This window comes from Emticicia fluvialis (genome assembly GCF_024793945.1).
GTDB classification, from domain to species: Bacteria; Bacteroidota; Bacteroidia; order Cytophagales; family Spirosomataceae; genus Emticicia; species Emticicia fluvialis.
Window position 1 is genome coordinate 125769 of record NZ_JANUSD010000013.1, and the last position, 23054, is coordinate 148822.

A 23054-nucleotide genomic window follows, 5' to 3' on the forward strand; every position below is an offset into this window, starting at 1 on the left:
CTTAAATCTTATTAACTTCATTAAAAAATGTTTCCAGTTTAAACAAATCTAGACTACCGTTTGTTCTCACGCCACTGCACAAATCTAAACCATAAGGCTGCACACGGTCAATGGCTGCTCTTACGTTGGTGGCGTTCAGCCCACCTGCCAGAAATACCGGTACCCGCGACTGCTCTACGATTTTCCGGCTCAAATCCCAGTTGTGTACACGGCCGGTGCCACCTAATTCTTTTACTGACAGGTTCGGATTGCCGGAGTCTAACAGAAGCGCATCTACGCTTTCGGCAATAGCCAGTGCCTCATCAATCGTGCTTTCATCAATTACATGTATTACCTGCACAATTTTTACTGCAGGTATCTCAACCCTGAAGTCTTCATAAGTGCCATCTTCAAGGGCATCTACTATCTGTACTACATTACTATTGACGGCTCTCTGGTGTTCAATAATGGCTTTACTGCCGGTGCGGCTGGTTAATAAAAACGAGGCTATCGGTGGCGGGATTGTGGACACAATTTCCCGGATTAAGTCGTCCGGAATAGGGCCGGGGCCGCTGGGCATTTTAGCCACAAGGCCTAGTGCCGACGCTCCGAAACTGATGGCCTCCTGTGCCTCCTGAACAGAACTGATGCAGCATATTTTAACACGAGGTATCAGGCTGGTCTTAGGCAGGGCTAATGGGGTTCCGGGGGTTGTCATGCTTGTAATTACATTAATGTGAAACTCGGGCATTCATTTTATTCATAAGCTATGCGGCTCAGAATACTTCTGCCCAGGGTTACTTCGTCGGTATATTCCAGGTCACCGCCAATGGGTATGCCCCGCGCAATGGTGCTGATTTTAATCGGAAATGCCCTTAGTTTTTTCTGCAGATAAAAAGCGGTAGTATCGCCCTCCATAGTCGGGCTTAGAGCCAGAATCACCTCTTGCACCTTTTCTGTTTCATCTGTCTGTTCTAATCTTTTCAAGAGAGAGTCTATGTGCAGGTCGTTGGGTCCTATGCCCATCATGGGCGATATAATGCCCCCCAGCACATGATACAAACCTCTGTATTGGGCTGTGTTTTCAACAGCCAGCACGTCGCGGGTGTCTTCCACCACGCAAATTATCTGGCGGTCGCGGCGTGTTGAGCTGCAAATCTGGCAAAGTTCCTGGTCTGATATGTTGTGGCACTGGCGGCAATAGGTTGTTTGCGTACGCATGGCAACCAGTGCGTCGGCCAGTAACTGTGTTTGCGCTTCTTCTCTTTTCAGTAAATGCAAAACCAGTCTCAAGGCAGATTTTTTTCCAATACCGGGAAGCTTTGAGATTTCAACGACAGCGTCTTCTATTAATTTTGAGGGGAAATTCAATGCAATAAAGCCTTTTGTTGTAACGAATAAGATTGTACCGGATTTAATGTTGGGTAAAATACTTTATTTCAGCATTACTTCGGCCGAAATCTCTCTTCTGCAAATTTCATTTCTCATAGCAACCAACTCTTCAAAATCACCGGATTTTACGGCACATTGCCCTTTATAGTGTATAATAAGTGTGCATTGCTCGGCCTGCTCGGGCGAATGATGACATACATCAATTAAAGTTTCTATCACGTGGTCGAAGGTATTAAAATCGTCATTAAACACAACCAGCTCCCATAGTTTAATACTTGCAATATCCTCTACAACTTCCTCAATGATTTCAACCTCCGGATTCGGTAATGGTGTCATTTCTAAAAACTTTACTAAATTTAATGAAACACTTTGAATATTGATGAACAATCAACAGCTAAACAAATATATCTGCCGGAAATGCTCAGATTCCGGCTATTTTTATGCTAATATAATTCATTCTTTGAAAAGAGCAGTTTTGTTATGGCAAAAAAAGTTTTGATATTTGAAGCAAATTGACACAAACAGAAAACCCCAGTACAATGAGTTCTACGCTTGCCCTGACCATTCTTGTTATTTATTTTCTGGTTCTGATAATCATTTCTGTCTACACAGCCAAGGGGGCCGACACCAATACTTTTTTTACCGCCAACCGGCAATCGCCATGGTACTTAGTTGCCTTTGGTATGATAGGAACATCAATTTCGGGCGTAACGTTCGTTTCTGTACCCGGTGCGGTAGGTAAAATCCAGTTTTCTTACTTTCAGGTTGTGCTGGGTTATGCGGTGGGTTATTGGGTAATTGCCACCATACTGATGCCCATGTATTATAAGCTAAACCTGATTTCTATCTACGGCTATCTCGAAAAACGCTTTGGGTTCTGGTCATACAAAACCGGCTCTGCATTCTTTCTGCTTTCGCGCACCGTTGGTTCAGCAGTGCGCATGTATGTGGCCGTGCAGGTATTGCAACTGGCTATTTTTGAAGACCTGGGCGTGCCTTTTGAACTGACAGTGGTAATAGCCATGAGCCTTATTTTTGTATATACATTTAAGGGTGGCGTAAAAACCATTATTATAACCGATACTTTGCAGACTTTCTTTCTGTTGGCTGCTCTGGTAATGACTATCTATCTGATAGCCAAACAACTGAACCTGAGCGGAAGTGAATTGCTGACAACCATTACCGATAGCCCTTATTCTAAAATATTTGAATGGGACTGGGCCAATAAACACCACTTTGTAAAAGATTTTTTATCTGGTGCGTTTATTGCCATGACCATGACAGGCCTGGACCAGGATCTGATGCAGAAAAACCTTACCTGCAAAAGCATTGGCGAGGCTCAAAAGAATATGTTCTGGTTTTATGTGGTGCTGGTGTTTGTTAATCTTTTGTTCCTGAGCCTGGGGGTACTATTGTATTTCTACTCAGAGAAAATGGGCTTGCCTATACCTGCCAAAACCGACGATCTGTATCCTTCATTGGCTCTGGGTAACCACTTCGGTACTTTTGCTGCTGTAACCTTTCTGCTGGGTATTACGGCTGCCACCTATGCCAGTTCAGACTCTGCACTTACTGCCCTTACCACTTCTTTTTGTGTTGATTTTCTAAAATTTGAAACCCGAACAGAAAAAGAAAGACAAAGGTTAAAACACTGGGTGCACATTGGGTTCACGGTTGTGTTTATTATTGTGATAGTGGTGTTCAAGGCTTTGAACAGTCAGGAGGTTATTTCGGCTGTGTTTAATATTGCAGGCTATACTTATGGGCCGCTGCTAGGGCTATTTGCTTTCGGCTTGTATATGAAGCGCCCCGTGATAGATAAAATTGTGCCGTTTGTATGTGTGGCATCTCCGGTTCTGACTTACGTTTTTGAAGAAATCAGCATGAATGTATTTTCGTTTGAGTTCGGCTTCTCAAAGCTGATGCTGAATGGATTGATAACCTTTGTGGGCCTTTTTATATTTTCGCGGAAATAACGACTTGGATAGATATAAAACGAAGAAAGCTGCAAATGTCTGCAGCTTTCTTCGTTTTGGCTTAGTGATTAATCTTTACATCTGCCGCATTTTTTTCGTGCTTGTGTTTAAACAATACCGCAAACAGAAGGGCAACTATTAACGAATAGATAGCAAAGGTAAGCCATATACCGGGCCAGGTTTTGGTGCCATCGGCCAGTGTGAAATACTTCTGAATAATAAACCCACTAATTAAACTGCCGGAAATTGCGCCAAAGCCATTTACCATCATCATAAATAAACCTTGTGCGCTGGCGCGTATTTTGGGGCTTGTGTAGGTTTCAATAAATAAAGACCCCGAGATATTGAAGAAGTCGAAGGCCATACCGTATACAATACAAGACAGAATAATCATCCACAGGCCATTGCCCGGATTCCCATAAGCCAGCAAACCAAAGCGCAATACCCAGGCAAACATACTGAAGAGCATTACCTGCTTAATACCGAATCTTTTAAGAAAGAACGGAATAGCCAGAATGAATAATGTCTCTGAAATCTGCGAGATTGACATAATAATAGCCGGGTACTTAACGGCTATGGCGTCTTTATATTCGGTAACCCCTGCAAAGTCATGCAGGAAGGTGTCGCCATAAGCGTTAGTTAATTGCAAGGAGGCTCCCAGAAACATAGAGAATATAAAGAACATGGCAATTTTTACGTCTTTAAATAAAAAGAAGGCGTTAAGACCCAATGTTTCGGCAAATGTTTTTTTATCTGATTCTGCTGCCAGCGGGGGGCAATTGGGTAGGGTAAAAGAATAAACTGCCAGCAATAAGGCTGCCCCGGCAGCTATGTAAAACTGATTGTGCGATGTTTCGTTACCTGTTAAGCTGATAACCCACAAAGCCACTACAAAGCCAACTGTGCCCCAAACACGAATAGGGGGGAAGTCGTTTACGATATCGTTTTGTTTATTGTTCAGAATAGTATAAGCAATAGAGTTGGCCAGTGCAATGGTGGGCATATAAAAAATAACCACCAGCAAAATAGCCCAGAAGAAATCGCCGGGGTTGTTTACTTCAGGTATATAAACCAGCGCAGCAGCCCCTAATAAATGCAGGATACCATATAGTTTTTCGGCGCTAACCCACTTGTCGGCAATGATGCCCGTAAGTGTAGGCATAAAGAGCGAGGCAATACCCATTGTTGAAAAAATGGCTCCGAATTCTGCACCTGACCAGTGTTTATTATTAAACCAGTAGCTCCCGATTGTAATGAGCCAGCAAGCCCATATAAAAAACTGGAGGAAATTCATAATGATTAATCTGAACCTGATACTCATTGTAAACGGGGATAGAATGTTGATTAAAATTAATTTGAAAGTATCTTAATAAAATACAGTAAACCTGCTATTGGCACACAGTTTTTAAAATTTTGATTTATCCTGATGATTCTGCTAAGTAGTAACATATAGTGTTTAGGTGTATTGATTGTCTTAAATACAAAGTTTAGTTATTATTTAACCTGTAAATTTTGTATTAGTAATACTTTTTTACAGTCAGGGTGTGAATTAAACAAATTTTATTGAAATGAACACATTTTAAGAAGAATTTCCATAAAAAAGGGGGCTAATCATTAGCCCCCTGGTAAATTTTAAGCGCCTTCTGATTTTTCGGCAGCTTTGGTGTTGTCTTCTGCGTGCCGGTCTATCAGCTTGTTAATGGGGTCAACGCCGGCTTTTACAGGTTCTTCTTTTACAATGATGGTAAAAGTGTTTTTCTTCTGCGTTATTTTATGTTTTTTCAGGTAAAGCAGCTTTTCTTTTCCGTCTTTGCCTTTACCGTACACACCTACATCAATCCAGTCGTTAATGGCAACCGGCGTTTCGTTACCTGAGCTGTCTGCCCTGAATTTCTCATTGGTTGATATAATTTTTACCTCAAATGTCTTGTTTTTCAGAGGCTTGTACTCTACCTGCTCAACTTTGTTTTCAAACAAAGTGATAGTTTCAAACATATCATGAATAATATTCTTTAACGAATCAGGCGTTTGGTCTTTAAAGTATTTCAATAAATCGTTGCTGGTAGGGTATCTTTTATTCTTAGAGTCAGGGCCCGGATACTGCCATTCGGCAAGGAAGTTTCGTAAAGCCGCATTTACCTTTTCTTCGCCAATGTAATCCTGCAAGGCAAACATCACAACCGACCCTTTCCGGTAATGAATGTATCCCTGGCTTTCTACCATATTAAGTGGTTGTTCTTTTTTGCGTTCGGTTGCCCGGCCTCTCAGGTAGCTGTTTAATTCATATTTCAAAAATTTCTGCATAATTTCTGGCGTTACAGCATGTTTCATTACCATCAATGCCGAGTACTGTGCCTGTGTTTCTGATAACATGGCATTGCCTTTTACGTTGGCTTCAGCTACCTGATGCCCCCACCACTGGTGGCCCAGCTCATGCGCCGTTACGTAAAAAGGCATATCCAGGTCTTCTTCGGGTTTGTCTACTTTCTGAATAAAGCCGATACCCTCAGAGAACGGAACGGTATTGGCAAAAGACTGAGCAAATTCTGAATAACGCGGAAACTCCATAATGCGCATCTGGCGGTACTGATAAGGGCTGAAATGCTTGCTGAAATAATCAAATGATGCCTTCATAGATGCCATCATCTTGTTCAGGTTATATTCATGGCCCTTGTTGTAATATATTTCAAGGTCAACATTCTTCCATTTGTCTTTTTTAAGTTCATATCGGGCCGACACAATAGAATAAAAGTTGCACATAGGCACATCCATTTTGTAATGGAAATACTTACGGTCGTTTTCGTTCCAGGTTTTTTGCAGATACCCAGGTGCAATGGCAGTCTGGTCTTTTTCGGTTCCAATTACCATTTCAAAGCGAATATAGTCGGCATCATCACCAAAAAGGCTCTGCGATAAACCCACCGGATTACTCTGCTCCATCATGCGTTCTTTCTCCGGTAGTTTGTGCTTCCGTCTTGTGTCATCGTCACCTAGTTCGTACTCGCCCGAATACCCGATGGTCGGGAAATAAAGGTTATTAAAAAACGTACCATTATAAACAATATCGGTGTTGCCACCGGTGGCCTCAAAACCTTTGGTTTCATATCTGGTTTTAAACGACATCCTTACTGAATCGCCGGGTGCCAGTGGCTTGTTGAGCGTATAAATAGTATAGCCATACTTGCCATAGGTTTTGTTTTCTTTAGCGCCGCCGTCAAATCGCAGGTAATCGAGCTTCATTTTGTGCGCTTCATCATTTTGTATGTGTACATCGGCCATTGTCTTTGATGTCTTGTTTTTCAACCAGAAATAACCCTCGGCCGTAAAATTCCTCTCCTGCGGGTATATCTCCACCTTCAGGTTTACATCTATTATTTTGGGCTGTGGCAAATGCTCAAATTTCTTTAGTGCTTTTTCGTAAGCTACCCTTTTTTCTTCTCCTTCCTCGCGGGTTTCGTAGGTGTTCAGCTGGTTTGTATTATAAAAAATATAGATACCAGCTGCAACAAATGAAGCCAGTGCAAAAAGCCCGAGCGTAACAACTGAACGGGTTAAGCGCAATCGGCCTACGCGCAACCGGGTTTTCATTACGGCCTCTGACCCACGCACCGAAAACACAACGGCCACTATGAAAAGAAAAGCAACAAAAGCAAACCAGTAAAATTTTAACCATGAAAAACGGGTAATGAAGTGCCCGTATTTGTTCATGTCGGAGTAATCTCGTAAGCTACCGCTACCGAATGAAAACAATGGATGCTGAATACCAGATGCCGCCAGGAAGAACGTAACCAGAAAGAACACGAACATCATGGCAAAGCCCACAAATTTGTTGTGTGCCATAACCTGCACAAAGAACGAGAGCAGCGTATAAAGCACCAGGAAGATCATGGTATTGGTAAAAAGCGATTTGAAATACAGTGAGATTTCGAAATTGAAATATCCATGACTGGCCTGTATGACAATACCTGAAAGAATGAGAATGAGTAGCAGGCCGGTATAAATTATAAGCAAGCCAACAAACTTTGAAAAGAGATTTACCCAGTCGGGTACCGGAGTGGCATCTATAATAAGGTGCATATTGGTTACCCGCTCTTTCCATATAAGCTCGCCTGAATAAAACACCACAATGATAAGGAAGTAAAGGTCAAAATTATTCAGGAGACCAATTACATTGGCTGTTATGGGGTAAGAGCTGGTACCATACATTTCTTCAAAATAGAACGAGCTGATAATCAAATCGGCAAGGCCTATCATAATAATGGCAATGAACGGAATCTCGCGCACAACCATTCGGGTATAAAACAGGGATTCTTTCCAGAGTTGCTTCAAATGAGTTGAAAAGCCACTGAATTGCTGAACAACAGGGATAACCACCGCCTCGGGCCGGATACCTGATTTCTCTTCTTTAACCGCTTTTTTTCTGAACCAGCTGCTACGAACTACATTGTAGCTGAAAGAAAAGTATGTAACAACCAGAATGCATAGGGCTATACCTACCCAAATAAGCCTGTTCCATAATAGAACCCCTTCTAATGGTGCAATAAGGGTGTTTTTTTGAGCGGGTGTCCAATATTCGGTATAAATATTGAATGCCCTGAAACAGAATGGGTCTAGTAAAGCTGCCAGATTTTTGTTCTCAATGTCTCCGAGTAAAGTGTCGGTAATCTGGTAGAGTACAAATAAAACGATGCCCTGCGTATAAATTACTACTGTAGAGCGGCTCAATGCCCCGGCAGCAAAAAAGATAGCGCCCTGTATGAAAATATTAGTAATGCCCCAATAAATAAAAGGTTGTAAATAAGACCAGGCGTTGAAAGGTAACATTGATTTGCCTTTCCAGGAAGGCTCCCAGGGCAAATACTCACCTATGCTGAAACCCAGCATCAGTGCCATCCAGATGGCTGAATAAACAAGTACCATAACCAGAAAAGACCCGAGAAAACGCCCAAAGAGATAATCAAACTTTGACACCGTGGTGCTGAACATCAAAGACTCCATCTTGTGTTCAAAATCCCTTAGCACTGCCACACCCATAATAGCCGAGGCAATGAAGGTCATGAAGAAGGTCATGATGATGGTCATGGTGGCCAGAAAAAACGGAGAGTTCTCTTTGATTTGCCCTCCGGCTACCCCTTCAAAACTAACATATTTAGAGGTGGCGGCAGCAAAGCAGAGTAGAAACAGAATACCAAAATAGATATAAGTGGCAGGCCGGTTTTTTCTGTAAGAAAACTCAAACCTTAGTATTTCGTTAAGCATAAAAATAATCTATGTAAGGTTTAAGCAAATATTTTAGAGAAGTAAACGTCTTCAAGGTCGCCTTCAATGGCTTCAAAATTGCCATCGGGGTTGGTGTCAGCAAAAACATGGATAACAGGATTACCCGCTATGAGTTTTTCTGAAATCACCCTGAAATTGCTTTTGTATTCAGCCAGTTCATTTTTACTGATGCGTTTTTCCCATATTTTGGCTGCAATAGATTTCAGGGCTTCGTCGGGGCTGCCTTTAAAGAGCACTTCACCTTTATTAAATACGGCCATGTCTGAGCAAAGCTCTTTTACATCGTCTACTATATGGGTAGATAATATCACCACCGTGTTTTCGCCCAGTTCTGATAACAGGTTCAGAAAACGGTTTCTCTCTGCCGGATCCAGCCCTGCAGTTGGTTCATCTACAATAATCAGTTTTGGGTTGGCTAATAGTGCCTGCGCAATACCAAAGCGTTGTTTCATACCGCCAGAATACCCACCCAGGTTCTTTTTGCGGGCGTCCCAGAGGTTGGTTTTTTGTAAGAGCGCTTCTACAACTGCTTTGCGCTCGGCTGAATTGGTGATGCCTTTCAACACTGCCAGATGGTTAAGCAGCGTAAGCGCATCCACTTTTGGGTACACGCCAAATTCCTGCGGTAAATACCCCAGTGTTTTACGCACTTCTTCTTTCTGGGTCAGAACATTGATGTTTCCAAGACTTATTTCTCCGCTGTCTGGTTCCTGTAAGGTGGCGATGGTTCGCATGAGTGATGATTTACCTGCGCCATTAGGGCCAAGCAGACCAAACATACCCTGATTGATGGTGAGGTTTACATCTTTCAGGGCATGCACGCCGTTGGAATACGTTTTGTTGAGATTAGAAATAACCAGTTGCATAATGAAGGTGTTATTTAGGTAGAAATTGAACCTAATATTAGGGATAAATAAAGGAGAGAGAAAAAAAATATGACAAAAGGACGATTTTATATATAGGGCTAATCTTTGCCTGTGTACTGGTATTCGTTTTTACTTCCGCTTGTTTACTACTTCTGCGGCAAATTTTAAATATTGTTCCCAGTCATAGGCTGTCATGTGGTGCTTCCCAGACCTGTAATGGTATCTGATATCGCTTCCTACCGGATTGTCAACTTTTGGCTGGGCATCTACCCCCAACCCGTTTTTACCGTAGAGGGCAAAAACAGGTTCGGCATTTTTTAATGCCAGAAATTCGCCATTTGGGTCAGCCCACTGGTCACCTTCTGCGCTTGATACATACACCGCCCGAGGTGCTATAAGGCCAAACAACTGGTGTTGGTCAAACGGAAGCGCATCTATACTGCCAGCATACGTTTTGTATTTACCTGCAAACCAGTGCGGAAAGTTTTTGTTGATTATTTCATGTGTTTCGCCGTACCACCTTCTTTTCAAAGCAGCGCCGCCTTCGCCTGATTCGTTAGAAATAAAGGCAGCAAATCGCTGGTCTTGTGCTGCTGCCCAGAAAGCGGCCTTGCCCAATCTTGAATGGCCAATAACTATGGCTTTTTTGCTGTTTACGTCGTTATCGGTTTCCAGATAGTCAAGCATTCTGCTCAGTTGCCATGCCCAGGCGCCCATCGCGCTCCATTCGGTTTCCTCTGTCATATTCAGGCAGCCTCTCAATCCTGCTTTCCAGCCTTCTGCATGGTCTGGCTCTATGTCTCCATAATAGGCTGTTGCCATAGCAAAACCTTTACTGATAATGGTTTCGGCAGGCCAGGTTTCTACAACTGCTTTGCCTCTCGATGCCAGCGTCGCCCGGTTTTTAAAAACATGCTCTGGGTTTTTCTGAAAATCAACCATCCAGTTCTGAGTAATCAGTACATCCGGGTCATTACCCAATGAGTGGTTTCCTTCAAAATTCAGGCCTATAAAAACAGATGGTTTTCTGATATGCTTCGGGATATAAAGCAATAAATTGATTCCGTTTAATTGAGGGAAATCCTCAAACGTAATCAGTACCTACTTTCTGATGGCTTTGCCTCCAAGTGCATTATTATTTGTTTCAATAATTTTATACTTTACCCTGCTTTTTATTTCTGGCGTAATGCCATACACATTTTCTGCAAACAGCCGAACCAAAGCCGGCCTGTTGGCCTCCCATTGTGCAGCAGAGGTAATTTTTTTGTTATCAATACCTGTCAGAATATCAGGTAGCGTATAGGCAGGTATTCTGGCTTCGTCGTAGTTGACATTCTGGGCAGCTAGCATTTGCGGAATGAAATATAAAATGCAGATAATTTTTTTCATAGCTCATAAAAAATTGAGGCACACTTCTTGTTGAAATGTGCCTCAATTTAAACTAATTTTTCAAATTCTCTACCTCTTCAACCGTTTTTGGTATGGGTTTGCCTAAAACTTTGTAGCCGGTGTCGGTTATCAGGCAGTTGTCTTCTATGCGTACTCCGCCAAAGTCTTTATAGGCTTCCAGTCGGTCGTAATTCACAAAACCGGTAAATTGGTTTTCGGCTTTCCATTTTTCAATCAGCTCGGGTATAAAGTACAGCCCGGGTTCAACGGTAACCACAAAGCCGGCTTCCAGTTCTTTGGCTAGTCTGAGCGATTTCAAGCCCAATTGTGTGCTACGCTCCAGGCCCTCTCTGTAGCCAACAAAGTTTTCGCCAAGGTCTTCCATATCATGTACATCCAGGCCAATGGCGTGGCCCAGGCCATGTGGCATAAAGAGGCCTTGCACGCCAAGCGCGAGCATTTCTTTTGTATCACCTTTTACAATGCCCAGGGCGCTCAGCCCTTCTAAAAGCACTTGGTTGGCAAGCAAATGTACGTCTCTGAAAAGCACACCGGGTTTCAGGGCTTCAATTGCCTTTAATTGCATTTGCAATACCACATTGTATATCTCTTTTTGTTGTTCTGTAAATTTCTTACTTACAGGAATCGTGCGCGTAATGTCTCCGGCATAAAACATACTGTTTTCAGCTCCAGAATCATTCAGGGCCAGTTTACCCTCGGTCATGGTATTGCCATGATAGTGATTATGCAATGTTTGCCCGTTGATACTGAAAATGATTGGGTAGGCCAGGTCTCCGCCGCCCTCCAGTGCTTTCTGGTGTAGTAAGGCTGCTATTTCAAATTCCTTCCGGCCTGCCCGGGTTTCGCGCATGGCGGTTAGGTGCATTTCGCGGGTAATGTTTACGGCCTCTTCCATCTGCACAATTTCTTCAGCAGATTTGTGTGAACGCTGCCCGACAATGGCTTTTATCAGGTCTGTTGATGCCCGCTCTTTGAGTTGCGCCACAGGAATATTCAGCCAGCTGTTTAGTTTGAATTTATTCTCGTATCTGTAAGGCGGGGTGAAGTGTACCTTGCCAGCCTTGCTTAGTTTTTCAGCCAGTTTTGCATAAGCGTCTGTTCTGTAAACACCAACCCTGCGGGCTTGGTCTGCCAGTGTAGGCTGGGGGCCAACCCAGATGATGTCGTCCATGCTGAATTCATCTCCGTAGATGATTTCTTCGCCTGAATCTACATCAATAATTGCTGCCAGATTGGGCAGACTTATGCCAAAATAATAGAGAAAATTACTGTCTTGCCGGTAACGGTACGTATTATCATGGTAGTTCATAGGGGCTTCTTCATTGCCCATAATTAAAATCAGACCGCTTCCAACACTGCGTTTCAGGGTATTGCGTCTTTCTATATATGTTTGCGTAGAGAACATGTGCTTTTGATATTTTAAGGCACGAAATAAGCGAAAATGACTTAAAAAATATAGGTTTCAGTTGATTAATTTGTGCGCAAAAGGCGCATTGTACCAGTGATTAGGTTACGTTTTTCAATGCTGAGTTGATGGACTGGCTTTCAGCCGGGCGTATGTGAGCATTGTTGAGTATTCAAGTGTTGTGTAAACAATTGTGAATCAATGTATTAGGTGATGGGAGTTTTTGTTTTAATTTTTCAAAATATTTTCAGAAAATTTTGAAAATTCAAAATTGTTATTTTACTTTGAGGCAATTAGACTTACGTGCAAAAAAGTTTTACCAAAAAGGATGGCTACAATGGAGTTAAAAGAAGCAAAAGACAAGTTTATCCATACTTGGGGTACTCTTGCCACGCAGTGGGGTATTAACCGCACCATGGCACAGATACACTCTTTGCTTTTACTTGCGCCCAAATCAATGAATGCGGACGAAATAATGTCAGAACTGCAGATTTCAAGAGGAAACGTAAATATGAACTTACGCGACCTGATGGATTGGGGATTGATTTACAAACAGCTGCTGCCCGGAGAAAGAAAAGAGTATTTTATTGCAGAAAAAGATATCTGGAAAGTTGCCAAGCAGATTGCCAAAGAGCGACGCAGGCGGGAAATTACACCGCTGATTGAGGCCATGGAAGAGTTGAAAGAGGGTATAAAACCAGACAGTACTGAAAAAGAAGAGTTTCTTAAGATTGTTAACGATATCAGCACTGTTACGGTTTTTGCAGATAACACGATGAGTTCATTATTAAAAGCTGATGAGAACTGGTTGGTCAGTAATTTCGTCAAAGTTTTTAACAAATAAGATTTTGGCTCAACTGAGCTGTATTTTTTTGGAGTTTTGGGGTTAAGCAGTAATCATCTCTTTGATAGACGATTACTGCTTTTTTTATGTTTTTACTCTACCGTTACCGATTTAGCCAGATTCCTTGGCTGGTCAACATTACGGCCTCTCATTACGGCAATGTAATAAGAAATTAACTGCAGCGGAATAGAGGTTATTAATGGCAGCAGCAGGTCGTTGGTTCTGGGTACTTCTATTACAAAGTCTACCATTTTTGGTATCTGGGTTTCGCCTTCGGTTACGATGGCAATTACACGTCCTTTACGGGCCTTTACTTCCTGAATGTTTGATACTATTTTTTCGTAAGAATTATCTTTGGTGGCAATAAATACCACGGGCATATCTTCATCAATCAAAGCAATAGGGCCATGTTTCATTTCGGCGGCGGGGTATCCTTCTGCATGAATGTAAGAAATCTCTTTCAGTTTCAATGCGCCTTCCAAAGCCACCGGGAAGTTCAGACCTCTGCCCAGGAATATGAAATTAGAGGCAAAGGTAAATAGCTTCGATATGTCTTTTATCTGCTCGGCATTTTTAAGAATCTTCTCTACTTTTGATGGTATGGCATCAAGCCCCAGAAGCAACTCGCGGTATAAATTCTGGCTGATGGTTCCTTTTTTATGGGCTGTTGCTAGGGCTATCAGGCTCAGAACAGTAACCTGCGCCGTAAAAGCCTTGGTGCTGGCTACCCCAATTTCAGGGCCGGCATGGGTATAAACCCCCGCGTGAGTTATACGGGCTATAGACGACCCCACCACATTGCAAACACCAAGAATAATGGCACCTTTTGATTTGGCCAGTTCAAGGGCGGCCAGGGTATCGGCTGTTTCTCCTGATTGAGAAATAGCTATTACAATGTCTCCTTCTTTGATGATTGGGTTGCGGTATCGGAACTCCGATGCGTATTCAACTTCAACGTTTATGCGCGCCAGCTCTTCAAAAAGGTATTCTCCTACCAGGCCTGCATGCCAGGAGGTGCCACAGGCCACTATTACAATGCGGTTGGCACCCGCAATTTTATCCAGATAATCTCTTAAGCCACCTAATTGAAGCGTGGCATTTTCCAGATTGATACGGCCACGCATCGAATCAGCTATTGAGCGCGGCTGCTCAAATATCTCTTTAAGCATGAAGTGGTCATACCCACCTTTTTCAATGGCTTCCAGCTCCAGCTCAACGGTTTCTATATACGGAGATACATCTTCATTGGCGAGGTTTTTAATTATCAGCTCATTATTTTTTACAATAGCTATTTCAAGGTCTTCCAGATAAACCACTTCTTTGGTGTATTCAATAATAGGGGTGGCATCAGATGCAAAGAAGAATTCGTCTTCACCAACACCAATAACCAGTGGGCTACCTTTACGGGCAGCTATCAGTTGGGTTGGGTTTTCTTTATCAATAATTACAATAGCATAGGCACCAACTACCTCACGAAGTGCGATACGTACGGCCTCTTCAAGTGAGCATCCCATATTGGCCTGAATATCTTCAATAAATTTTATCAGCACCTCGGTATCGGTGGCGCTATCAAAACTATAGCCCTTGTTGATAAGGCTTTGCTTAATGGCAGAGTAGTTTTCTATAATACCATTATGTATAATAGCCAGTTTTTTGCTGGTTGAATAATGCGGGTGAGCGTTTACGTCGTTGGGTTCGCCATGTGTAGCCCAACGGGTGTGGCCTATTCCTATGGCGGCATGCAGGTCTTTGCCTTTCAGCTCGTTTTCAAGGTCTGATACCTTACCTTTTTTCTTGTATATATTAAGTTCGTGTCCGTTTAATAAGGCTATGCCGGCGCTGTCATACCCACGGTATTCTAATCTTTTCAGGCCTTTAATAATAATAGGTGCAGCTTCCCGGTGCCCTACATAAGCAACAATTCCACACATGGTTTATTGAAGTTTTAGTTTTCTATAAATAAAGAAGTTTTAAATAGAAAAAGTCCAATATCTGGCTATATATCTAATCAAATTTATGAAAAAAATACAATATAAAAACAAAAAGAGAGGAGATTTTGGTCTCCTCTCTTTTGTCTGAAATAACCTGATGTTACTTCTTGCCTGAATAGTAAACATTCAGTTTTATATTTTTTATAACTACGCGAGACACGTTATTATTGTAGATTCCGATGGTTGAACCAGACGATGTGGTACTTACAAAACTAGGTACCAGAGCAATGCCGTCGGTTGTCTTTTTCTTATTGAGCAGGTCTTGCAGATAAGAGGTAAAGTTAAACTGATAGTTGTTATTGGTAGTGTTGAAGTCTGCAATGTATTGTGTACCAGTGGCAACATCCAGCGCTACGAAGTCTTCAACATTATTCGTCTTTTTCAGACGATTATCTTTGCCAATTTCAACCAGTACAAACTGCGGTGGCACCCTTAAATTTCCGGCAACCTTGTCCATGTCAGGTTCAATAATCAGTTCAGCTTTATTAATAGCCACATTGTTGTTTCCGGCTTTTAGAAGGTTGTTCAGCGTGGGGAACAAAATTTTGGTGGTTATACCAGCGCCAGACTGCATATAAGTAATATTACCTGTTAATTGGGCAGGTACTGAATCAAATTCCTTTATATTTTGCAATACCTTGCCCTGCCTGTTGGTTTTAATTTCGCTGAAACGTTCTCCCAGAAAAGTCAGCGACATGGCCTTGCCAACGGTATCGCCTTGCGCATGGTAATATAGAACCGGTGCACTGCTACCCAGTGCCATAGAAATGCCGTAAACTGTTTGGGCGTTATTGTTGAGCGTAAGAGCAAAACCTTTAATGGCAGCAGTAAATTTGTCAATGTCTGACGACTGGTCTTTCCCGATAATAGAAAAGATTTCGTTACCTATAGAAGCAGGGAGTTTGAAGGAAATCAAACTGTCTTTAGCCGTTGAAGCCGCCGAACGTTTAAATTCTTTGTAAGTTAAGTTTTTGCTGGCAATAGGGGTGGCGTTATAACCCAGTTTATCTTTATTAAGGTATTTTTTACCTTTTACAAAGTCTTCTGTCAGTCGGTGAAGATTAAGTGTAACTGGTTTGGTAGAGTCTCCGTAAGCAAAACCATTGTGCGCAAAATAGACATACATAGAGTCGTATACGGCTTTGTCTTTATCTGCATCCGGGAAAGTCAGTGCGGCATATCCACCTGTATTTCCATCAATCGGAAGAGTTATCTGAGTAAATAAAGTAGCAGAAACGTCTCCAAAAACGGGGTCAGTATAATGGCCCAGCACCGCACCTGATTGTGCAGATGTAACTATTGAGTCAATCATTACGGTGGCTCTGCTTACCGTAAGGGTATCAGTAAAAGTAGTACCAAACTGTCCACCGCCCGATGGGGCGTCTACTGCAATATTAATAGGGTCTTCGCACGACAAAAAGAATGCGGAAAGTAGTAATATGGCTACATTCCGCATTCTAAGTGTGAAATTTCCGCTATTTTTAAGGAACGAGTTCTGTGTAAAGATTAAAGTACGTTTCCGTAACGTCGTCGTCTTCAATGCCTGCTTCAATTTTGTTAGCTGTAATTTCATTCAATAATTTACTTAAATTTTCGTTCATGCCCTCGTTAGCTTTCACTATTGAGTCGGCATATTGACAACCAATTTTAATGAATCCTTCAAAGTCTGCCGAGCGCAGATTGGCTAAAGCCTCATCTGAAACATCCATGGCTTTGGCTTTCTCAAGGATGTCCTCGTCAAACTTGTGCTCAAATGCGTTATTATAAATTGTAAATACTGACTTTGTGTCTTTGAAAACAGGGTCGTTTTTGTAAGTTGTTTTCAGATACAAAGGAATCAGAGCTGTCATCCAGTCGGTGCAATGTACAATGTCAGGAGCCCATCCTAATTTCTTCACAGTTTCCAGAACACCTTTACAGAAAAAGATTGTTCTTTCGTCATTATCATCATAGAAACTTCCCTCTTTATCTAAGAAAACGTATTTCCTGTTGAAATAGTCTTCGTTATCTAAAAAATATACTTGCAATTTTGCACTTGGTATAGAAGCCACTTTAATAATAAGCGGTTTTTCGTCTTCACCCACAGTAATATTGATTCCTGATAACCTTACCACTTCGTGGAGACGGTTTTTACGTTCATTGATTGAACCAAAACGAGGAATCAGGATTCTGATTTCCATGCCTCTTTCTTGCATGGCTTGCGGAAGTTTACGAAGAAATTCTGCTACTTCTGAAATTTGCAGGAAGGGATTTATTTCACTGGCAACGTACAGAATACGAAGTTTACGCATATCGATAAAAAATAATTTATTTGGGAGTGTCTTCCAAAAAAGTATGCAAAGATACGAAAAAAACTAACAATTTGTTATAAAATCTTTTTAAAACAAATCATCGGGCCCTGTAAACTATTAAAAATCTTCTGTTTGCAACCTTGCATTGCCACCTTTCTGCAGGCAATGGCGCCCGGCTTCGGGCAGCCTTTGCTACTAATATTATTAATGCTTGAAATCTATCTGATACACCCTTGGCCACATTTTGCCGGTTACATAAACTTTGTTAACGGTTGAGTCATAGGCAATACCGTTTGTTTCCATTGATTTTGGGTATCGTGTGCGGGCATCAGATGCCAGCGAACCTAAATCCAGTTTTGCTACCACGTTTCCGGTGGCAGGGTCTATCTTTACAATTTCGTTCGTCTGCCATATATTGGCATAAATAAAACCTTTAATATATTCCAGTTCGTTGAGTTGCTCTTTTGCAAATCCGTTTTCTTTTACTGATAAGGTTTTAACAACTGCAAGGCTTTCAGGGTCCAGATAGGTAAGGGTGTAAGTGCCATCGCTCATGATGAGCCACTTACCGTCGGTGGTTAGCCCCCAGCCCTCAGCATTATTGAAACTGAATTCCTTTATTTTTTTAAATGTCTTTAAGTCGTAAACAAAGCCGGTTTTTGACTTGTAGGTAAGCTGATACACCTTGTTGTTCAGAATAGCCATGCCCTCACCAAAGTATTTAGACTTATCCAGGCTTACTTTTTTATCCAGTCGGCCCGTAGTTAAATCAACAATACCAATAACAGAAGAAGTTTCTGGCAGCTCATCAGGTGAACCCGTACTCTCGTAAAGCAGATTATCATGCACCAGCAGCCCTTCTGTGAAAGCTGTGGTGTCGTGCGGAAACGAATTTACTAATTGAAATGGTATGTTAGGTATGGCTGATGTTTCTTCAGAGCTTGATTTACTGGAATCATTGCACGAAAAAAGGATAACAGCAAGAACACAAATACCGGTTAATGTCTTTTTCATGATTTATTGACGGAAACTTTTCCGCAAATCTAAAAAAAGTATTTCAACCCGATACTATGCCCGGCTATTATCCTTTGCTTTTAACTTCTTTTAACTAAAGTGCTTTTTGTACCATTCTGCCGAAAGCAGAATATCATTTCTGGTAAGCTGATGCCCCGTTGGCAGGTTATGATTGCTTACCTCAAATGCTGCATTTTTAAGAATTTCCACGTACTTTAAAGTATCAGCCTGATTAACCGTGGGGTCATTGGTACCATTACTTAAAAAAACCGGGGTGTTCAGGGTGTTTTTAAGGTCTGAACCAATACTCTTAAATGGCTGCATGGGGCGGTAAAGAATAGCACCGGCCAGAAAGTCAGGATATAGCACCAAAGTGCTTCCGGCTATATTAGCGCCGTTAGAATAGCCCAGTGCTACCATCTTATTTACATCAAAACCTTCTTTTTCTGCCAGTTCTTTTAAAAAACTCACCATTTCATGCGTACGGAATGTTAAATCTTTTTCGTCAAATATGCCCATACCCAGTCTTTTGAAGAATCTTGGCATACCGTTTTCAGACACATTGCCTCTTAAACTGAGTATATTAAAACCACTGCCTATTTCTTTGGCAATGGGTAGCAGGTCATGCTCGTTGCCGCCAGTGCCGTGCAGGAGCAACAAAGTGGTTGCTCCTGGTTGTTCTACTGGCACATATATGTACTTTAAAGCCTGAAAATCCATTGTTTTAAACAATTATGTGGTTAATCTAATTTTACCAGATGGGCTTCAATCTCTTTTCTGCGAGGCTCGTATTGTGCAGGCAGTTTAAGATTAGTACCCAATTCTTCCAAAGGTTCGTCTACCGTGAACCCTGGATTATCAGTTGCTATCTCAAATAAAACGCCACCCGGTTCTCTGAAATACAAAGAGTGGAAATAGTTACGGTCTATCTGTGGCGTAATATGGAACCCCAGCTCCTGAATTTTTTTATGATAAGCCATCTGCGTTGCATCATCTTTAACTCTGAACGCAATGTGGTGTATAGTACCACCGGCGCCTAAACCTCTGGCTTCGTTGGGTAATTCAACCAGATCAATGATATTGGCCGTATCAATGGCATCGGTAGCGTAACGATACCGGTTGGCTTCCTGGGCAATTAACTTATAGCCAAACACCTCGGTTAATACGGTTGCTGTAGGCTTAATATCATTAAGTGTAATGGTTGTATTATAAAAGCCCCTTGTTGCCACGTCTGCCTTTACTTCTTCTGTTTCATAGGGTTTTCTGGGGTCGGCATTTTTGGGTACAATCAGTTCAAGTTTCAATCCGTCAGGGTCAAGAAAAGTAAGGTATTTTTCCCCGAATCTTTCAGACGGTTTGTTATAAATTACATTGTATTTTTTAAAACGCTCTACCCAGAAATCAAGGCTGCCTTCTGGTACGGCATAGCCAATTTCGGTTGCCATACCGGCACCTCTTTTCCCCTGCCTTACGGCGTTTCCCCAGGGGAAGAAAGTTAGCACCGTGCCCGGAGTACCCTCTCCATCTGCAAAGTAAAAATGGTAAGTGCCGGGGTCGTCAAAGTTTACGGTTCTTTTAATGAAACGCAGGCCTAGTACTTTAGTGTAAAAATCAAAATTGCGTTTGGCATCTCCAGCTATCGCTGTTATATGGTGTATGCCTAAGATTTTATTTTCCATTGTCTTTTTTATTTTAGAAATCAAGAATGTTGTTTCTCAAATCTAAACATCTCTGTTGTTGATTTGATGATACAAAGTTGCAGTCTTGAAATTTCAAAAACATTGAACTAGGACAAGAAACAATACAGGCATAAAAAAAGCAGAAGGTTGTCAGGCTTTGGTCTTTGCCAGTTTGGTTCTTACTTTACTAAGAAACTCAGGCGAAAAGCCCAGATACGAGGCGATGTAATGTTGGGCAACTCTTTGGGGTATAGTTGGGTACCTTTCCAGGAAATCAAGGTATTTTTCAACAGCGGTAGTAGCAATGGTCTGAAACAACCGCTCCTGCATGCGTGTGAGGTTTCTCTGAACCATCAGCCTGAACATACGTTCAAACTTAGGCACTTCGGCCAGTAATTTCTCTTTGGTTTCAGGGGTTAAAACAAAAAATTCGCAGTCTTCCAGGGTTTCTATAAACATTCGGCTGGGTTTCTGCTCATGAAAACTGGCTATGTCGCTCACCCACCAGTTTTCTATGGCAAACTGAAGGGTTACCTCAGCGCCGCTGGGGTCAAGATAATAGGTTCTTACACATCCCTTCTTTATAAATGCTTCAAATTTGCACACTTCACCTTCTTGTAGCAAAAAGGCCTTTTTGGCTATACTTTTTGCCTGCAATGATGCATTAAAGATGGCAACTTCCTGATCGGTGAAATCAGCGTACCGTGCAATGTAAGCGTTTATCTCTTCAAACATAATCTGATACTCTTCGGTAGGTTAATTCCAACGTCATTCTATTATTTTATATAATTCTTTGGCTTTGGCTCTCGAAATGGCATTGAAATGCCACCACTCGCTGTCTATGCGCATATACCCGGCCTTTTGCATGGCATTGCGTAAAACCAGACGGTTATCAATCTGCTTTTGAGTCAGTTTGCCTTCTACCAGCATCTCGTCTTCGTAAATAGGGTAGGCTAAATCGCCAAAATAATCATATTTGGTGCCCATGTCTAAGGGTTTACCAGACCTGGTATCAAACACAGTTAAATCAACTGCCGAGCCAAAGTTATGAATGGAGCCTTCTGCCGGATTCGCCACGAAATCGGCTCTTTTGGCAGGGGGTATGGTGTCTAGCATTGCCCACAATTTATGTTGTACTGATAACGGCCTTGCGCTGTCATAGACAAGTAGTCTGTATTCAGGATGCCGGCTTTGCAGATATTTACTGGCTTTGGCCAGCATCTCTGCCGGTTTTTTCTGCATGTAGGCGCGGGTCAGGTCTCCGTAAACATCCGAGCGCACAAAATTATCAGTTGTTGTGTACTTCAGTTCAACCATTATTGTAGTGTCCAGGGTTTGTACATTCACCAATCCCTGGGTAATCATCCGTTGCTCTAATTCAGGAATCTTCACCGTTTCTACAACAGAAACAGTATCTTTCTTTATTTGTATGGTATCAGTCTTTAATGTGTCTTTTTTTTCGGTCTGTGTCTGAGAAGTACAAGCTCCCATCAACAGGGTTACTATTGATATTCCTGAAATTAGCTTTAGTTTTGCCATAAAATTGGTTCATTATTCCGGCAGTTCCGGTTTTTTGTAGAAAATGAAAGGCAAGCAATTATAAATCTTAGTTTATTTATATCTTGCCGGCAAATCTAACCCTAAAATCTCAATTTTATGGCATTAAACTACATTTGGGTAGCATTTTTTCTTATCGCATTTGTTGTTGCACTTATTAAAGTCATATTTACCGGGGATACCGAGATATTCAAGCTGGTTGTTGATGGCATGTTCGATTCCGCCAAGCTGGCCGTGATGGATATTGCCCTGCCTTTGGCCGGAGTTATGACATTCTTTTTAGGGATATTGAAAGTGGGCGAGGAGGCAGGGGTTATCAGACGCATGGCCAGAATCATAGGCCCGTTTTTCAGCAAGCTGTTTCCGGAAGTGCCAAAAGACCATCCGGCAAATGGGCAGATGATTATGAATTTTTCGGCCAATATGTTGGGGTTAGATAACGCCGCTACGCCGTTCGGGCTTAAAGCCATGCAGAGTCTTCAGGAGTTAAACCCTAATAAAGAATCGGCAAGTAATGCCCAGATTATGTTTATGGTACTGCATAGCGCCGGGCCAGTGTTGATACCTTTAAGTATTATGGCTCAAAGAGCTATTTATAATGCAGCCGACCCTTCAGATATTTTTATTCCGGCATTGATATCGGTATATGTGGCTACGCTGACCGGAATGCTTTTTGTTGGAATTAAGCAGCGCATCAATTTTTTTGATAAAACATTGTTTAGCTGGCTGGCCGGGGTAACGGCGTTTATTGGTTTTGTAATCTGGTATTTTGCGCGCCTTTCTAAAGAAGAAATAGAGACCACATCGAAAGTTGTAAGTAATATGTTGCTGATGGTTTTTATTGTGGGGTTTATAGGAGGGGCTGTTTACAAAAAAGTTGATGTTTTCTCGGCTTTTATTGATGGCGCAAAAAACGGATTCGAAACCTCAGTAAAAGTAATTCCGTATCTGGTTGGTATGTTAGTGGCCATTAGTGTTTTTCGGAATTGCGGAGCCTTAACTTATATAGTAGATGGTATGAAATGGGTGATAGGTCTTACCGGCATTAATACAGATTTTACCGAGGCGCTTCCAACTGCTCTGATGCACCCATTAAGCGGCAGTGGCTCAAGAGCCATGATGATAGACGCCATGAAAACCCACGGGGCTGACTCTTTCGTCGGGCGTTTGTCTTGTGTTTTTCAGGCTTGTTCAGACACCATCCTCTATATTTTAGCGCTTTACTTTGGCTCGGTAGGCATTAAGCATACCCGTTATACATTGTTAGCCGGTTTGCTGGCCGACTTTGCAGGTGTAGTTACTGCCATTGTTGTGTCTTATATATTTTTTTATTAGTACATGATACGGCCAGCCATTTACATAAAACCCGG

Annotated in this window: 20 protein-coding genes; 3 read left to right on the plus strand and 17 right to left on the minus strand. The window is 42.0% G+C overall.

What is annotated here, in order from left to right; translation table 11 throughout:
• Nucleotide 1: 1 nt before the first annotated feature.
• The 3 genes from NZ848_RS15735 to NZ848_RS15745 all read right to left on the minus strand — a co-directional run bounded on the left by NZ848_RS15735 (nucleotide 2) and on the right by NZ848_RS15745 (nucleotide 1707).
• Nucleotides 2–730, minus strand: a complete 729-nt coding sequence (locus NZ848_RS15735) for a phosphoribosylanthranilate isomerase (protein ID WP_449240107.1) — start codon at nucleotides 728–730, stop codon at nucleotides 2–4.
• A 5-nt stretch (nucleotides 731–735) separates the two neighbouring features.
• On the minus strand, nucleotides 736–1350 hold the full coding sequence (gene recR, locus NZ848_RS15740) for a recombination mediator RecR (protein ID WP_259016316.1): 615 nt from the start codon (nucleotides 1348–1350) through the stop codon (nucleotides 736–738).
• Nucleotides 1351–1413: 63 nt separating this feature from the next.
• Nucleotides 1414–1707 (minus strand): ATP-dependent Clp protease adaptor ClpS, encoded by a 294-nt coding sequence (locus NZ848_RS15745; RefSeq protein WP_253534257.1) that lies wholly within the window; start codon nucleotides 1705–1707, stop codon nucleotides 1414–1416.
• A 203-nt stretch (nucleotides 1708–1910) separates the two neighbouring features.
• On the opposite strand from NZ848_RS15745, the gene NZ848_RS15750 reads away from it, so the two are divergent.
• Nucleotides 1911–3347 carry a sodium:solute symporter gene (locus NZ848_RS15750; RefSeq protein ID WP_259016317.1) on the plus strand — a complete coding sequence of 479 codons (1437 nt, stop codon included), beginning with the start codon at nucleotides 1911–1913 and terminating at the stop codon, nucleotides 3345–3347.
• A gap of 61 nt (nucleotides 3348–3408) precedes the next feature.
• Here the strand turns inward: NZ848_RS15750 and NZ848_RS15755 are convergent, their stop codons facing one another.
• The 6 genes from NZ848_RS15755 to NZ848_RS15780 all read right to left on the minus strand — a co-directional run bounded on the left by NZ848_RS15755 (nucleotide 3409) and on the right by NZ848_RS15780 (nucleotide 12308).
• A complete protein-coding gene (locus NZ848_RS15755) occupies nucleotides 3409–4668 on the minus strand; it encodes a nucleoside permease (protein ID WP_259016318.1) in 1260 nt (419 codons plus the stop codon).
• A gap of 311 nt (nucleotides 4669–4979) precedes the next feature.
• Nucleotides 4980–8606 (minus strand): M1 family aminopeptidase, encoded by a 3627-nt coding sequence (locus NZ848_RS15760; RefSeq protein ID WP_259016319.1) that lies wholly within the window; start codon nucleotides 8604–8606, stop codon nucleotides 4980–4982.
• Between the two features lie 20 nt (nucleotides 8607–8626).
• On the minus strand, nucleotides 8627–9493 hold the full coding sequence (locus tag NZ848_RS15765; protein ID WP_253534265.1) for an ABC transporter ATP-binding protein: 867 nt from the start codon (nucleotides 9491–9493) through the stop codon (nucleotides 8627–8629).
• Nucleotides 9494–9622: 129 nt separating this feature from the next.
• Nucleotides 9623–10546, minus strand: a complete 924-nt coding sequence (locus tag NZ848_RS15770) for a glucuronyl esterase domain-containing protein (protein ID WP_259016320.1) — start codon at nucleotides 10544–10546, stop codon at nucleotides 9623–9625.
• Nucleotides 10547–10594: 48 nt separating this feature from the next.
• Nucleotides 10595–10882 carry a hypothetical protein gene (locus NZ848_RS15775; protein ID WP_259016321.1) on the minus strand — a complete coding sequence of 96 codons (288 nt, stop codon included), beginning with the start codon at nucleotides 10880–10882 and terminating at the stop codon, nucleotides 10595–10597.
• Nucleotides 10883–10934: 52 nt separating this feature from the next.
• Nucleotides 10935–12308, minus strand: a complete 1374-nt coding sequence (locus NZ848_RS15780) for an aminopeptidase P family protein (RefSeq protein WP_259016322.1) — start codon at nucleotides 12306–12308, stop codon at nucleotides 10935–10937.
• 337 nt (nucleotides 12309–12645) lie between these two features.
• Between NZ848_RS15780 and NZ848_RS15785 the strand changes: the two genes are divergently transcribed.
• A complete protein-coding gene (locus tag NZ848_RS15785; protein WP_259016323.1) occupies nucleotides 12646–13152 on the plus strand; it encodes a GbsR/MarR family transcriptional regulator in 507 nt (168 codons plus the stop codon).
• Nucleotides 13153–13244: 92 nt separating this feature from the next.
• On the opposite strand, the gene glmS is transcribed toward NZ848_RS15785, so the two are convergent.
• From glmS to NZ848_RS15825, 8 genes are all read right to left on the minus strand, one after another.
• A complete protein-coding gene (gene glmS / locus NZ848_RS15790) occupies nucleotides 13245–15083 on the minus strand; it encodes a glutamine--fructose-6-phosphate transaminase (isomerizing) (protein ID WP_259016324.1) in 1839 nt (612 codons plus the stop codon).
• A gap of 160 nt (nucleotides 15084–15243) precedes the next feature.
• On the minus strand, nucleotides 15244–16716 hold the full coding sequence (locus NZ848_RS15795) for a DUF4270 domain-containing protein (RefSeq protein ID WP_259016325.1): 1473 nt from the start codon (nucleotides 16714–16716) through the stop codon (nucleotides 15244–15246).
• Nucleotides 16625–17434 carry a glycogen/starch synthase gene (locus NZ848_RS15800; protein ID WP_253534274.1) on the minus strand — a complete coding sequence of 270 codons (810 nt, stop codon included), beginning with the start codon at nucleotides 17432–17434 and terminating at the stop codon, nucleotides 16625–16627. Before NZ848_RS15800 ends, NZ848_RS15795 begins: the two co-directional genes overlap by 92 nt.
• 204 nt (nucleotides 17435–17638) lie before the next feature.
• Nucleotides 17639–18448: a glutaminyl-peptide cyclotransferase gene (locus NZ848_RS15805; RefSeq protein WP_253534275.1), complete on the minus strand. Its 810-nt coding sequence runs from the start codon at nucleotides 18446–18448 to the stop codon at nucleotides 17639–17641.
• A gap of 90 nt (nucleotides 18449–18538) precedes the next feature.
• Entirely contained in the window at nucleotides 18539–19168 is a 630-nt protein-coding gene (locus tag NZ848_RS15810) for an alpha/beta hydrolase (protein ID WP_259016326.1), read from the minus strand.
• 20 nt (nucleotides 19169–19188) lie between these two features.
• The gene (locus NZ848_RS15815) at nucleotides 19189–20127 is read right to left on the minus strand and encodes a ring-cleaving dioxygenase (protein WP_259016327.1); all 939 of its coding nucleotides are present in this window, start codon (nucleotides 20125–20127) and stop codon (nucleotides 19189–19191) included.
• Between the two features lie 150 nt (nucleotides 20128–20277).
• Complete coding sequence (locus tag NZ848_RS15820; protein WP_259016329.1) at nucleotides 20278–20862, minus strand: Crp/Fnr family transcriptional regulator; 585 nt, start codon at nucleotides 20860–20862, stop codon at nucleotides 20278–20280.
• A 33-nt stretch (nucleotides 20863–20895) separates the two neighbouring features.
• Complete coding sequence (locus NZ848_RS15825) at nucleotides 20896–21666, minus strand: M15 family metallopeptidase (protein ID WP_259016330.1); 771 nt, start codon at nucleotides 21664–21666, stop codon at nucleotides 20896–20898.
• Between the two features lie 117 nt (nucleotides 21667–21783).
• On the opposite strand from NZ848_RS15825, the gene NZ848_RS15830 reads away from it, so the two are divergent.
• Nucleotides 21784–23019 (plus strand): nucleoside recognition domain-containing protein, encoded by a 1236-nt coding sequence (locus NZ848_RS15830; protein ID WP_259016331.1) that lies wholly within the window; start codon nucleotides 21784–21786, stop codon nucleotides 23017–23019.
• Nucleotides 23020–23054: the final 35 nt, after the last annotated feature.

Bases quoted from the DNA above. Each gene is read 5' to 3' on its own strand.
- NZ848_RS15745 (WP_253534257.1), bottom strand. From the start codon at position 1,707: ATGACACCATTACCGAATCCGGAGGTTGAAATCATTGAGGAAGTTGTA.
- NZ848_RS15780 (WP_259016322.1), bottom strand. From the start codon at position 12,308: ATGTTCTCTACGCAAACATATATAGAAAGACGCAATACCCTGAAACGC.
- NZ848_RS15765 (WP_253534265.1), bottom strand. From the start codon at position 9,493: ATGCAACTGGTTATTTCTAATCTCAACAAAACGTATTCCAACGGCGTG.
- NZ848_RS15755 (WP_259016318.1), bottom strand. From the start codon at position 4,668: ATGAGTATCAGGTTCAGATTAATCATTATGAATTTCCTCCAGTTTTTT.
- NZ848_RS15795 (WP_259016325.1), bottom strand. From the start codon at position 16,716: ATGAAATTACAGCTAACAAAATTGAAGCAGGCATTGAAGACGACGACG.
- NZ848_RS15800 (WP_253534274.1), bottom strand. From the start codon at position 17,434: ATGCGTAAACTTCGTATTCTGTACGTTGCCAGTGAAATAAATCCCTTC.
- NZ848_RS15810 (WP_259016326.1), bottom strand. From the start codon at position 19,168: ATGGATTTTCAGGCTTTAAAGTACATATATGTGCCAGTAGAACAACCA.
- NZ848_RS15775 (WP_259016321.1), bottom strand. From the start codon at position 10,882: ATGAAAAAAATTATCTGCATTTTATATTTCATTCCGCAAATGCTAGCT.
- NZ848_RS15830 (WP_259016331.1), top strand. From the start codon at position 21,784: ATGGCATTAAACTACATTTGGGTAGCATTTTTTCTTATCGCATTTGTT.
- NZ848_RS15735 (WP_449240107.1), bottom strand. From the start codon at position 730: ATGCCCGAGTTTCACATTAATGTAATTACAAGCATGACAACCCCCGGA.
- NZ848_RS15820 (WP_259016329.1), bottom strand. From the start codon at position 20,862: ATGTTTGAAGAGATAAACGCTTACATTGCACGGTACGCTGATTTCACC.
- NZ848_RS15750 (WP_259016317.1), top strand. From the start codon at position 1,911: ATGAGTTCTACGCTTGCCCTGACCATTCTTGTTATTTATTTTCTGGTT.
- NZ848_RS15815 (WP_259016327.1), bottom strand. From the start codon at position 20,127: ATGGAAAATAAAATCTTAGGCATACACCATATAACAGCGATAGCTGGA.
- NZ848_RS15805 (WP_253534275.1), bottom strand. From the start codon at position 18,448: ATGAAAAAGACATTAACCGGTATTTGTGTTCTTGCTGTTATCCTTTTT.
- NZ848_RS15760 (WP_259016319.1), bottom strand. From the start codon at position 8,606: ATGCTTAACGAAATACTAAGGTTTGAGTTTTCTTACAGAAAAAACCGG.
- NZ848_RS15825 (WP_259016330.1), bottom strand. From the start codon at position 21,666: ATGGCAAAACTAAAGCTAATTTCAGGAATATCAATAGTAACCCTGTTG.
- NZ848_RS15785 (WP_259016323.1), top strand. From the start codon at position 12,646: ATGGAGTTAAAAGAAGCAAAAGACAAGTTTATCCATACTTGGGGTACT.
- glmS (WP_259016324.1), bottom strand. From the start codon at position 15,083: ATGTGTGGAATTGTTGCTTATGTAGGGCACCGGGAAGCTGCACCTATT.